This is a genomic window from Nocardia suismassiliense, from assembly GCF_900269665.1.
Lineage (GTDB): Bacteria > Actinomycetota > Actinomycetes > Mycobacteriales > Mycobacteriaceae > Nocardia > Nocardia suismassiliense.
Genome location: NZ_LT985361.1, coordinates 3,841,541 through 3,853,826, shown reverse-complemented (window position 1 = coordinate 3,853,826; position 12,286 = coordinate 3,841,541). Strand labels below are relative to the sequence as shown.

Genomic DNA, 12,286 nt, shown 5'->3' with positions numbered 1-12,286 from the left:
AATACGTGCTGCCGCTCACCATTCGGGCCTGCCCAGACCCAATTGGGCCCCCGCGCCGCCGTCGACGGAGATGGTGGCGCCGGTGGTGTACGCGGCGTCGGGGCCCGCCAGATGGACGACCATGCCCGCGATGTCCTCGACGCGGGCGAACCCGCGCAGCGGAACCTGTTTCTTGATGCCTTTGGTCCCCTTGTCCACCAGCTCCGCTACCAGATCGGTCGGTGTGAAACCTGGCAGCACCGCGTTGACTCGGATACCGAATCGGGCGAATTCGATGGCGGCACAGCGGGTGAACGCATTGATCGCGCCCTTGGACGCGGCGTAGTTGGCCTGGCCGACCCAGCCGCGCTCGCTCATCACCGAGGAGATGTTGACGATCGCGCCCTCCCCCTGGCGCATGAAGTGCTGCTGCACCGCCTTGGTGCCGTTGAATACGCCGCCGAAGTTCACCGCCATCACCGACTGCCAGTCGTCGGCGGTCATGTGGAAGATGAGCTTGTCGTTCGCGATGCCCGCGTTGTTGACCAGGATGTGCAGGCCGCCGAGCTCGGCGATCGCCCGCTTGGTGATCTCGTGCGCGGCTTCGGGATCGGCGACGTCACCCGCCACGGCGATGGCGCGCCTGCCCCCGGACACGAGCTCGGCGACCAGCTCCTTCGCGGCCGCGTCACTGCTGCGGTAATTCACCGCGACATCGGCGCCCTCGGCGGCCAGCGCCAGGCAGATCGCGCGGCCGATACCGCGCGCGCCACCGGTGACCAGTGCGACCTTGCCGTCCAGTTTCATCGCGCACGCACCGTGGCGCTCCGCTGTTCCCACGAGGCGAACAGCGCGAAAAACGCTGTCGCACCGGCCCGCTGGGCAATTCGAGCGTTCACGCCGCCCCCCTATAGAACGATGGGCTATTATTGTGTAACACTGTTCTACAACATTCGCCGTCTAACCGTCAACCAGAGGCGAACGGTTACGCTGACAAGTCCAGACGCCCCCGACCGAGGAGCCACACTGCTATGGCCGACCGCGCCCGCACCCCGAGCAAGGACGTCGAGCGTGCGCTCATCGAGGCCGCCGAGGTGGTGCTGATCCGCGACGGTCTGGCCGGCGTCACCGTGCGCGCGGTCGCCGCCGAGGCCAGCGTGGCGCCGATGGGCGTCTACAACCGATTCAGCGGAAAGGACGGCCTGGAATGCGAATTGCTCATCCGCGGCTTCCAGCGCCTGCGCGCCGAAGTGCACGCGCCCGCCGATGCCGAACCGCTCACCCGGCTGCGCGAGTCGGCCATCGGATACCGCCGCTTCGCCATCGAGCACCCGCAGCACTACCAGATGATGTTCCACCACCCCTCGGCCGGTAAGCACTTCGCCAACAAGGCCGTTCAGGAAAGCGCCAGCGGCACGTTCGACGAACTGGTCGCCCATATCGGCTATGCCATCGCCCGCGGCGCGATCACCGAGGGCGACGCGGTGGAACGCGCCCAGCAGTTCTGGTCGGCGCTGCACGGCGCCGTGTCGCTCGAGCTCAACGACGCCATTCGCACCCCCGACCCGGCGGCCACCTACGCCCAGCTGGTAGAGCTGCTCATCCACGGACTGCGCACCGGCCTCTGACCGACGCGCCGTTCCCCCGCCCCGGCTTCGAACGAGGGTACGGCGTGCGGTCACGGCAGAAAGGCTGCGCTGCGGGCAATTTCGTGCCGCGGCTGGTCGCCGACCTGGTCCGCGATCAGGTCCGCCAGCTCGACCGTTTTCGCGGCGTTGTAGAAGTGTCCGCCCTCGAAGACCCGCAGGTCGAACTCGGCCGTCGTGTGCGCCGCCCAGGCGCGCGCTTCCGCCACGCTCACCTCGGGGTCGTCCCGGCCGATCAAGGCGGTGATGGGACTGGCGATGCTGCTGCCGGGACGCGGCCGATAGGTCTCGATGGCCTTGTAGTCGCCACGCAGTACCGGAAGTGCTGACCGCAGGATCTCTTCGTCGTCCAGCACCCGACCGGCGGTGCCGTTCAGTCGCCGGATTTCGTCGATGATGTCGCGGTCCCGGCCGAGATGCACAGTGCCGCGCCGGAACGTCGACGGTGCGCGTCGCGCCGACGCGAACAGCCGCGTGGTCTCGAAGTTTCCGGCTTGCGCGACCTCGTAGGCCACCACGGCGCCCATGCTGTGACCGAACAGCGCTAAAGGCTTGTCGCGCAAGGACTCCAGGACCGGGCCGAGCAAGTCGGCGAGCCGGTGGATCGAGTCGACCACCGGCTCGTTACGGCGGTTCTGCCTGCCCGGATACTGGATCGCCACCACCTCGACGCGCGGGCTGAGGGCCTTGGCCAGCGTGAAGAACGAGCTCGCCGCCCCACCAGCATGCGGAAAACACACCAATCGGACCGGCGCCTGCGGCATCGGCATGAATCGCACAGTCCATCGATCAATATCTGTCAGTGTCATAGCTTTTCCTTCTCGCGGCGGATGGCTCTACGTGGGCTGCAGATGGGCGAGCAGCGCGGGATCCATGAGCGCCGGCAGCGGGTCGACCAGGCCGAACACCCGCAGGCAGGCGATCGCGACCTCGGCGTTCTCGTGCGCGGCGTCCTGCAGGTGCCCGACGTGCTCGATGATCTGCATCAGCTCGTCCGGCCGCTCGCCGGGCACCCCGGGCAGGCTCAGATCGCTGGTGATCGCCATCTCCCAGACCCCGTCGACGACCTCCGCGGCCAAGTCGGCGAAGAACGCCGCCGCGTCCGGTCGCCCGGCGCCGAGGTGCCTGCGCAACACCCGCGCGCCCATCGCGGAGACCGACATGCCGTGCCCGTACACGGGATTGAAGCTGCACACGGCGTCGCCGAGCACCAGAAGTCCGGCGGGGAAGTCGGTCATCCGCTGGTAATGCCTGCGCAGGTTCGCCGGATACCGGTACCGCATCGGGCCGGAGATGGGTTCGGATACCTCGAGCACCTCGTACATGTCCGGTGCGGCGAACTTCTTGCAGAACTCGCGGAAGCCGTCGAAATCGGTGGGCGGGGCACCGCCGAGCACGCCGTAGGCGGTGGCGATGACCCGGCCGCCGTCGACGCGCTGCAGGCTGCCCCCGGTCGGATTATCCGGCCCGGCCACGGTATTGATCACGATGTCGTCGCCGAGCGCGTCCTCGGGAGTACGGCAGTAGAAGGTCACGTAGCCGACGTCGATGCGGTGCTTCTCCTCTTTCACCCGCGGATAACCCAGCTCGGCGAGCCAGGCGGGCGTGCGCGAGCCGCGGCCGGTCGTATCGATCACCAGGTCCGCGGCCAGTTCTTGTTCGACGCCGTCGCGCAGCACCTGGACACCGGTCACCGCGCGCCGATCAGTGCTCGTGGTCAGGCGCAGAATATTCGTGCCGGTGTACAGTTCGACCTGCGGTAACGCGCGCACTCTTTCCCGAATACGGAATTCGCGGAACGGCCGCGAACTGGCGACCACCGGTAACCCGGAATCGCCCTTGGCGAAGGGGCGGCCGCCGAATAACCACCGCACATTCCGGGACAGATCGCCGCGCGGCGCGCCGGCCGCGACGAGTTCGTCCATGATCCCCGGGAACAGCTCCTCGACGGCCTGCTGACCGCCCGCGAGCAGGTCGTGCGCGTGTTCGCCCTGTGGCACGCCGCGGCGCGGTTCGGCGGTCTCGCACAGCACATCTCGATCCACCACCGTTACCCGGTCATAGTGTTCGGCGGCGACCCTGGCGGCACACAGGCCTCCGATCCCGGCGCCGAGTACCACCGCGTGTCCACTATTCATCGCGAATAACTCCTCGTGGAAATTCCGGATCATTTCTGCTAAACCCAAATTAGCCGCGCTGTCCAACGGCCTGCCCATTAACCGATAACCGGTCGGCAACCCGACCGTGCGAAATGGCGATTACCGGGCGATGACCGATTGTTGACCGGCCTGATTACCGGCCGTCGTTACAGTCAGGAAATTCATAGGGTAATTTCCGGCGCGCGCGACATTGCGGCCGCCGGCCGTACTGGAGGAGATGGCATGGATTCCGTTGTCGACGGCCTGGAACTCGCAGAACCTCAGATGCGTGAGGTCCTGTCGATGGCCAAGCTCGATGTCGAGTACGTCCGGGCCGAGGGAAACAGCCTCTACCACCTCGACGCACAGCAGGAGGAAGTCCAGGTCGCCGACTTCGTCGGTGGCTACGCCTCGCTGCTGCTCGGGCACAGCAACCCGGAGATCATCGCGCACGCCAAGGCGACCCTGGACGCGCAGACCCCCGTGTACGTGCCGATCGCCATCCACGCCGCGGCCAATCGGGTAGCGCACCAGCTCAACGCGATCATCCACCGCGAAACCGGCAGCACCGAGCCCTATTTCGCGATTTTCGCCAGCACCGGCGCCGAGGCCATCGAGTCCTCGCTCAAGCATGCCGAGTTCGTCCGCACCGCCCGGATCTCGGCGCTGACCGACGAGATCGGCTCGCACGTCGAGCAGGTGCGGGCGGCCATCAAGAACGGCGACGCGTCGGTGGCCGAGGCCGCCTACGCGCGGCTCGGCCTCAGCGGCACCGGGATCGAGGGTTTCGAGGAGGTCGCCGCCGAGGTGCAGCGCCGCAACGCCGAGACCAGCGCGACCCCGCCGCGTTTCCTCGCGGTCGAGGGCGCGTTCCACGGCAAGCTGGTCGGCAGCGTGCAGCTCACCCACAACGCGAGCTTCCGCGGCCCGTTCGAGGCGATGGCCGCCCGCGCCGACTTCGTCCCCTTCAACGATCCGGCGGCGGTGGCCGAGGTGGCCGCGCGGGGCCGGGCCCAGCTGCTCGACCTCGTGCTGACCGACGGCGTGGCCGCCCTCGTCGAGCGCGACTTCCCGGCCTACTGCGCGTTCGTGCTCGAGCCCATTCAGGGTGAGGGCGGCATCAAGCCGGTGACGGCCGAGTTCGCCGCCGCGGTCCGGCAGGCCTGCGACACCCTGGACTGCCCGCTGATCCTCGATGAGATCCAGTGCGGCATGGGACGTTCCGGCAAGTTCTTCGCCAGCTCGCACGTCGGTCTGCACGGCGACTACTACGTCTTGGCCAAGAGCCTCGGCGGCGGTATCGCCAAGAACTCGGTGATGCTGGTGCGCGGCGCGCACTACCGCAAGGAGTTCGAGCTGATCCACAGCTCCACCTTCGCCAAGGACGGGTTCTCCAGCGCCATCGCGCTGAAGGTGCTGGAACTGCTCGAGGCCGAGGACGGTAAGGCCTACCGGCTCGCCGAGGAGCGCGGCAATGCGCTGCGGGACATGTTGAACCGGGTCGCCGCGGACAACCCGAACACGGTCAAAGAGGTCAGGGGCAAGGGGCTGATGCTCGGCCTCGAGTTCCAGGACCTGACCGGTTCGAGCGCACCGATGATCTCGGGCTTCGCGCACGCGGGCGTGATCGGTTACGTCATCGCCGGATACCTGTTGCGCGGGCACCGAGTTCGGGTGCTGCCGACCGGTAGCGCACCGCACACGCTGCGGTTCACCCCGTCGATCCAGCTCTGCGACGCCGAGATAGACCAGCTGGAGACCGCGTTGCGCGATATCTGCGAGGTGCTGCGCACCGAGGACGAGCAGCGGCTCTTCGGCTGACGAGTATTCGTACCCAACGAGGAAAGGCTCGCTGACGTGAGTGATCTGGACTGGATCGAGCGGTTCGACGCCGAGGTCCGACCGCACCTGGAGGGGCCGGTGCACCGGCCGGGAGAAGAGGGCTACGACGCCGAACGCGCGGTGTTCAATGTCGCGGCCGACCATCGGCCCGCGCTCGTGGTCGGGGTGACCGGCTCCGCCGATATCGCCGCCGTGGTGCGGTTCGCGGGCACCCACGGCATACCGGTGGCGGTGCTCGCCACCGGACATACCGCGTCGGTCGCCGCCGACGGCGGCATCCTGATCAACACCGGCCGGATGCAAGAGCTGCACATCGACCGGGAGCAGCGCACCGCCCGGGTCGAGGCCGGGGTGCGCTGGGAGTGCGTGATCAACGAGGCCTCGCAGTACGGCCTCGCGCCGCTCAATGGTTCCTCGCCGACGGTCGGCGTGGTCGGTTACACGCTCGGCGGCGGCGCCGGGCCGCTGGGCCGGGCCTTCGGCTTCGCCGCCGATCGGGTCCGCGAGCTCGAGGTGGTGACCGCGGATGGTTCGATCCGCCGGGTCACCCCGGACGACGAGCCGGAGCTTTACTGGGGACTGCTCGGCGGTAAGAGCAATTTCGGTGTGGTCACCTCGCTGGAATTCGAACTGGTCGAGGTGTCCCGGCTCTACGGCGGCGGCATCTTCTTCCCCGGCGCGCACGCCGCCGACGTGCTGCACGCGTACCGGCAGTGGGTGACCGATATTCCGGACGAGATGTCGTCTTCGGTGGGGCTGCTGCGGATTCCGCCGGATCCGGCGATGCCGGAGCCGCTGCGCGGTCAGTTCGTCGTGCACCTGCGGGTCGCTTACCTCGGCTCGGCCGAGGAGGGCGCGCGGCTGCTCACTCCGCTGCGGGAGAGCGCGCCGCCGATCTTCGACATGGTCATGGAGATGCCCTACACCCAGGTACACACGATCCACCAGGACCCGACCGATCCGCTGTATCTGCTGGACCGCGGAACGTTCCTGCGCGAGCTGGACGAGGCCGCCGTCGACGCGATGGTGGAACTGGCCGGACCGGCGAGCGACAGCCCGCTGTTGCTGGTGGAACTCCGGCACCTCGGTGGCGCGCTGGCCCGGCGGCTCGGCCCGCCGAACGCCGTCGGCAACCGGGAGTGGCCGTTCGTGCTGTCCGGCGTCGGGGTCGGTACCCCGGCGGGCACGGAGGCGATCGAGGAGAACCTGGAGCTGCTGCTGAAGCGGATGGCTCCGTGGAGTCCGGGGCGCAGTTTCCTGAACTTCCTCGGTCATCTGGACATCGGGCCGGACAGCGTCCGCGGGGCCTACGACGAGGGCGACTACGAGCGGCTCGTCGCGCTCAAGACCACCCACGACCCGAAGAACATCTTCCGGGTCAACCACAATATCCCGCCAGCGTAGCCGGGAAGTTCCCGCCGACGATGCCGGGAACGCGCAATGGGCCTGTCCCCCAACGGGAACAGGCCCATCGGCGTCGGGTCAGTGCGGGTTGCGGCCCTTCGGCAGGAACAGGGCGAGCACGAAACCGACGGCAACCACGACGGCGCCGACCGCGACCGCGGGCACCAGGCCGGCCACGAACGAGGCATAACCGCCGAAGCTAGCGAACACCGAAGCCAGCACGGCGACACCGAAAGCGACACCGAACTCGCGCACGGTGTTGTAGGAACCGGAGGCGATCCCCTGGTCTCCCTCGGGCACGCTGGCCAGCGCCATCATGCTCATCGGTGAGAACGTCAAGCCGGTGCCCAGGCCGGCGAGGACGAACGGAATGACCATGGCCGAGTATGCGATATCCGCCTTGTTGGTCAGCGCGATCCAGCCGAGCCCGATCGCGAGCAGCGCCATGCCGGTCACGATCAGTATGCGCGAGCCGAACTTGCTCACCAGGAATCCGGACAGCGGCGCGACCACCATCGGCGCCGCCGTCCACGGCAGCGTCCGCAGCCCCGCGTCGAGCGGGCTGAGTCCCTGCACGATCTGGAAGAACTGGGCCAGCAGGAACACCGCGCCGAACGCGCCGAAGGAGAAGACGAACGCGACGATGTTCACCACCGTGAAACCGCGCGATCGGAACAGCCGCAGCGGCAGCATCGGCGCCTCGGCCCGGCTCTCGGCCAGCACGAAGGCGATCAGCAGCAGCACGCCGAGGGTGAGCGAGACGAGCACCGTGGTCTGCGTCCAGCCGTGGTCCGAGCCGTGGATGATGCCCCAGATCAGGGCGAACACCGCGGCGGTCGCGAGTACCAGGCCGAGCGGGTCCAATTTGGCCGCGCCGCCGCGTGATTCGCGCAGCACGTACGCGGCCAGCGGCAGCGCGAGCAGGCCGACGGGCACGTTCAGCCAGAAGATCCAGGTCCAGTCCAGGCCGTTCGCGACGGCGCCGCCGACGACGGGGCCGACCGCGATGCCGAGACCGCTCAGCCCGCCCCAGATGCCCACCGCGGCGTCACGTTGCCTGGCCGGGATGGCGTCACTGAGCAGGGTCAGCGAGAGCGGCATCACGGCCGCGCCGGCCACGCCCTGGAGCGCTCGCGCGGTGATCAGCATCCACGGCTCGGTGGCCAGACCGCAGGCGGCCGAGGCCACCGTGAAGACCGCGATGCCGAGCAGGAAGAGGCGCTTTCGGCCGAACCGGTCGCCCAGTGAGGACGCAGTGAGCAGCAGTGCGGCGAAGGGCAGGGTGTAGGCGTTGACGAACCACTGCAGGTCCCCGAGCGAGGCGTTCAGCTCGGTCTTGATCACCGGCAGGGCCGTCGTGACGACCAGATTGTCCAACGTGACCATGAACAGCGGGATGCTGACCGCGGCGAGGACGGCGGCGAGCGGGCGGTGTCCCGTTTCGGGCGGGTCGGTCCGCGTCGTATTCGTGGGGGTTTCCAGCGCAGCCATGAAGCAACTTTCGTAGTTGTGATCCGCTGATAACTAAGTAAAGTAGCTATCGACTGATAACATGTCAACGGAGTCGATCAGGAGGCTCGATGACCAAACGGCTGACCGCCGCCGAGCGCACCGAACAGCTGGTGACCGCCGCCATCGGCGCGTTCTCGATCGCGGGTTACGCGGGCACGACGACCGACGACGTCGCGCGGCTGGCCAGCGTCTCGCAGCCCTATGTGATCAGGCTCTTCGGCTCCAAACAGCGGCTTTTCATCGCGGGGGTCGAGCGGGCGGCGGACCGGGTCGAGCAGATATTCCGCGACGCCGGCACCGAACTCAGCGATCTCGCGCCCGCCTACGACCGGATGATGCTGGCCGAGCGGGAACTGATGGCCATGCTGCTGCACGGCTTCGCGGCCAGTTCCGATCCGGAGATCGGCGCCGTGGTCCGGGACCGCTACGGCCGGATCTATCGACTCATCAGGGACCTCACCAACTCGTCACCGGCGGAGGTTCGCGCCTTCCTCGCCAACGGCATGCTGCTCACGGTCATGTCCTCGCTGCGCATCGTCGGCCCGAACCCGGTGCCCGCCGAACCCTGGATGACCGAAATCATCGACTCGATTCCCAATTTCACCAATGACTACGAGGCGCTGGAGGGGAAATGACGCTCGCGACCATCGCAGGCGACCGGCTGCCGAACGCAGGCCTCACCGGCCCGTTCGCGGCCCGTACCAACGGTTTACGCAAGGTGTATCGCGGCACGGTCGCGGTGGACCAGGTGGACCTGCGGGTGCCGGAGGGCTCGGTGCTCGGCATGCTCGGGCCGAACGGGTCCGGTAAGACGACCACCCTGCGCATGCTGCTCGGACTGGGCAGGCCGACCTCGGGCGAGGTGGAGCTGCTCGGGCACCGGATGCCCGAGGCCGCGTCCGCCGCACTGCCCGAGGTCGGCGCGCTCGTCGAGGGGCCGGGCTTTCACCCGTTCTTGTCCGGGCGGGAGAACCTGCGCAGGCTCGGCGCCGCCGAACCCGGACTGACCACCGCGCAGATCCCCAGCGCGGTGACGGCCGCGCTGGCGCGGGTCGGCCTCGAGCAGGCCGCCGATCGGCGCTACCGCGGCTATTCACTCGGGATGAAGCAGCGACTCGGGCTCGCGGCCGCGCTGCTGGCGCCCCGGCGGCTGGTGATCCTCGACGAACCGACCAACGGCCTCGATCCGGCGGGCATCCGGGAGGTCCGCAAGATCATCGCGGAGCTGCACGCCGAGGGCGTGACCGTGGTGGTGTCCTCGCATCTGCTCGCCGAGGTGGAGGCCACCTGCACCCACGTCGCGGTGTTGCACAACGGCACCCTGGTGGCGCAGGGCGAGATGGGTGAGTTGCTGGAGGCGGGCGGTCCCTCGCTCATCGTCTCCACCCCGGACGGCACGAAAGCCGTTGCGCTGCTGCGGGAGAACCGGATACCGAGCCTGCTCGTGCCGGAGGGTGTCCGGATCGACCTGAGCGCGACCGACGCGCCCGCGGTGCTGCGCATCCTGGTCCGCGGTGAGGTGTCGATCTACGAGGCCACCCGCGCCCGCACCGGGCTCGACGCGATGTTCGCCAGGTTGACCGAGGGTGCGGAACCGACGGACCTGTGGTCCGCGATGGACGAGGGGCGATCGGCATGATCAACACAGAGGCCATATCAGGCAGCTACGAGATGACGGCCGCGACCACGGCCGCCACGACCAGGGGCTCGGTGGCGTTCACCAGGCTGCTGCGCGCGGAGCTGCGCTGGATCTTCCGCAGGCCGCGCAACCTCATGATGCTCGGCGTGCTGCCGTTCATCCCGATCGCCGTCGGGATCAGCCTGTTGTTCGCCGAACCGTCCACGAGCCCGCACGCGGGGCCGGGTTCCGGTCTGCTGCCCGCCGCTGTCGACAACGCGTTCGCACTCCCCATCGCCGTGATCGTCATCGCGCTGACCACCGGAATGCCGCTCACCGCCGCGATGGCGGGCGCGGACGCGCTGGCGGGCGAGGCGGCGCACGGCACGCTGCGCGGCTGGCTGCTCGCGCCGGTGAGCCGGGGCAGGCTGCTCGCGGTCAAGGCGGCCGGCGTCGCCGTCGTCGTGCTGGCCGCGACCCTGCCGATGGCGCTGTCCGGCTTCGCCGCCGGTCTGGTGATGTTCGGAACGCACGCGACATACAGCCTGTCCGGCAGCAGTGTCACCTTCTGGGCCGCGCTCGGCCAGATCATGATCGCCGTCGTCTGGGTGACGTTGCAGCTGCTCGCGGTCGGAGCGGTGGCCCTGGCGATCTCGGCGTGCACCGACCACCCGCTGATCGTGGTCATCGCGGTCCTCGGCGGCACCGCGCTGTCCACCCTGCTGACCATGCTGTCCCCGCTGGACTGGCTGCATCCGTTCCTGCTCACCGAGTCCTGGAACGCGGTCGGTGATGTGCTGCGCGATCCGATGCCGACCGACGCACTGCTGCAGAGCGTGCTGTGCGCGCTCTGCTACATCGGTGTCGGGCTGTCGCTGGCCTACCTGCGGCTCAAAACGAAGGACAGCTGAGAAACGTCGACCGTGCCGCCATCGGGGTGCGGCACGGTCGGCGCATAGCAGGCACGCAGGGCTCAAGACCGGCGCGACACCGGCACCACGTAGCGACTGAAGACCAGATCCCGCAGTACATCGTCGCCGCCCTCCACGATCGAGACGTAGCGCATATCCCGCAGCAGCTTGCCGATCGGCGACTCGTGGGTGTAGCCGAGACCGCCGAACATCTCCGAGCCGACGCTCGCGATGTCCCAGCCCGCCTGGCCGCAGAACATCTTCGCGGTGACCGCGGACTTCAAGGTGCCGATCCTGGCGAAGGTTTCGGCCGGATCCGGTCCGTTCATGATGGCGTCGTACTGCCCGGCCGCCGCGTGCAGGTGACTCTTCATCACGTCGATCTGCATCTCCATCTGGCCGAGCTTGGCGGCGAACACCGGCGCGGCGAGCAACGTCGAGTCCCGGAACGGCTTGGTCTTGGCGTAATCCATGCACAGGTCCCGGATCCGCCGTGCGATACCGAGGCCGGTGGTCGCGATGAGGATGCGGCTCGCGTTGAGGCCGACCTCCAGCAGGCGCAACCCGGAACCGCGCAGCTGGTTCGCCGCGGGCACCCGGCAGTTGTCCAGGCTGATCTGATAGGTGCCCGACGCGCGCAGGCCGAGCATGTCCCAGCGCTTCACCACTCGCACGCCGGGGGTGTCGGCGGGGACGAGCACGGCGCAGTAGTCGCTGGGGTCCTCGGCCGAGCGCGCGATGACGACGAGGAAATCGGCGAAGCCGGAGTTGGTGGAGAAGTACTTCTCCCCCGTCAGCACGAGCTCGTCACCGGAGCGCGAGACGGTGGTCTCGATCTTGGCGAGCTCGCTGCCCGCGTTGCGCTCGCTGCCGAGGGTGGCGCAGAAGCTGCCCTGCTTGGCCATCGGCGCGAGGTAACGGTCCTTGAGTTCGGCCGAGCCGTACAGGGATACGATGCTGGTCCCGAGCACCGAGATGAACAAGGTGAAGGCCGCGCCCGCGTCGCCGTAGGCGAGTTCGTTCGTGATGGCCACGCTGTCGGTGAGACTCAGTCCGGCGCCGCCGTATTCGGTGGGCAGCCACCAGTTGGCGAGCCCGGTGTCGGCGAACTTCTCGTATATCGGCAGCGGCGCCTCGGCCAGCGAATCGAGGTATTCCCGCTTGCCTTCCAGTTCCGTGCCGACGAATTCGCGCACAGTTTCCAGTGTTTCCGGCATCATGACCGCCCTTCCTCGG

11 protein-coding genes are annotated in these 12,286 nt (G+C 68.3%); 6 read left to right on the top strand and 5 right to left on the bottom strand.

The window, feature by feature from the left end; translation table 11 throughout:
* Window positions 1–15: 15 nt before the first annotated feature.
* Window positions 16–786 (bottom strand): 3-oxoacyl-ACP reductase family protein, encoded by a 771-nt coding sequence (locus DBO33_RS17330; RefSeq protein ID WP_107655964.1) that lies wholly within the window; start codon window positions 784–786, stop codon window positions 16–18.
* Between the two features lie 224 nt (window positions 787–1,010).
* Between DBO33_RS17330 and DBO33_RS17325 the strand changes: the two genes are divergently transcribed.
* Window positions 1,011–1,607: a TetR/AcrR family transcriptional regulator gene (locus tag DBO33_RS17325; RefSeq protein ID WP_107655963.1), complete on the top strand. Its 597-nt coding sequence runs from the start codon at window positions 1,011–1,013 to the stop codon at window positions 1,605–1,607.
* A 50-nt stretch (window positions 1,608–1,657) separates the two neighbouring features.
* Here DBO33_RS17325 and DBO33_RS17320 read toward each other — a convergent pair whose 3' ends face one another.
* Complete coding sequence (locus DBO33_RS17320) at window positions 1,658–2,434, bottom strand: thioesterase II family protein (protein WP_107655962.1); 777 nt, start codon at window positions 2,432–2,434, stop codon at window positions 1,658–1,660.
* 27 nt (window positions 2,435–2,461) lie between these two features.
* Complete coding sequence (locus DBO33_RS17315; protein WP_107660349.1) at window positions 2,462–3,763, bottom strand: FAD-dependent oxidoreductase; 1,302 nt, start codon at window positions 3,761–3,763, stop codon at window positions 2,462–2,464.
* Window positions 3,764–4,006: 243 nt separating this feature from the next.
* Here DBO33_RS17315 and DBO33_RS17310 point away from each other — a divergent pair, with 243 nt between their 5' ends.
* A complete protein-coding gene (locus DBO33_RS17310) occupies window positions 4,007–5,584 on the top strand; it encodes an aspartate aminotransferase family protein (protein WP_199856672.1) in 1,578 nt (525 codons plus the stop codon).
* A 36-nt stretch (window positions 5,585–5,620) separates the two neighbouring features.
* Entirely contained in the window at window positions 5,621–7,009 is a 1,389-nt protein-coding gene (locus DBO33_RS17305; RefSeq protein WP_107655961.1) for an FAD-binding oxidoreductase, read from the top strand.
* Between the two features lie 78 nt (window positions 7,010–7,087).
* Here the strand turns inward: DBO33_RS17305 and DBO33_RS17300 are convergent, their stop codons facing one another.
* Entirely contained in the window at window positions 7,088–8,500 is a 1,413-nt protein-coding gene (locus DBO33_RS17300) for an MFS transporter (RefSeq protein WP_107655960.1), read from the bottom strand.
* Between the two features lie 89 nt (window positions 8,501–8,589).
* On the opposite strand from DBO33_RS17300, the gene DBO33_RS17295 reads away from it, so the two are divergent.
* Genes DBO33_RS17295 through DBO33_RS17285 form a run of 3 tightly spaced genes read left to right on the top strand, consistent with a single transcriptional unit; the run spans window position 8,590 to window position 11,050 of the window.
* A complete protein-coding gene (locus DBO33_RS17295; protein WP_107655959.1) occupies window positions 8,590–9,156 on the top strand; it encodes a TetR/AcrR family transcriptional regulator in 567 nt (188 codons plus the stop codon).
* The gene (locus DBO33_RS17290; protein ID WP_107655958.1) at window positions 9,153–10,160 is read left to right on the top strand and encodes an ABC transporter ATP-binding protein; all 1,008 of its coding nucleotides are present in this window, start codon (window positions 9,153–9,155) and stop codon (window positions 10,158–10,160) included. Before DBO33_RS17295 ends, DBO33_RS17290 begins: the two co-directional genes overlap by 4 nt.
* Window positions 10,157–11,050 carry an ABC transporter permease subunit gene (locus tag DBO33_RS17285; protein ID WP_234390889.1) on the top strand — a complete coding sequence of 298 codons (894 nt, stop codon included), beginning with the start codon at window positions 10,157–10,159 and terminating at the stop codon, window positions 11,048–11,050. The genes DBO33_RS17290 and DBO33_RS17285 overlap by 4 nt, the downstream gene beginning before the upstream one ends.
* Before the next feature lie 62 nt (window positions 11,051–11,112).
* Here the strand turns inward: DBO33_RS17285 and DBO33_RS17280 are convergent, their stop codons facing one another.
* The gene (locus tag DBO33_RS17280) at window positions 11,113–12,270 is read right to left on the bottom strand and encodes an acyl-CoA dehydrogenase family protein (RefSeq protein WP_107655957.1); all 1,158 of its coding nucleotides are present in this window, start codon (window positions 12,268–12,270) and stop codon (window positions 11,113–11,115) included.
* Window positions 12,271–12,286: the final 16 nt, after the last annotated feature.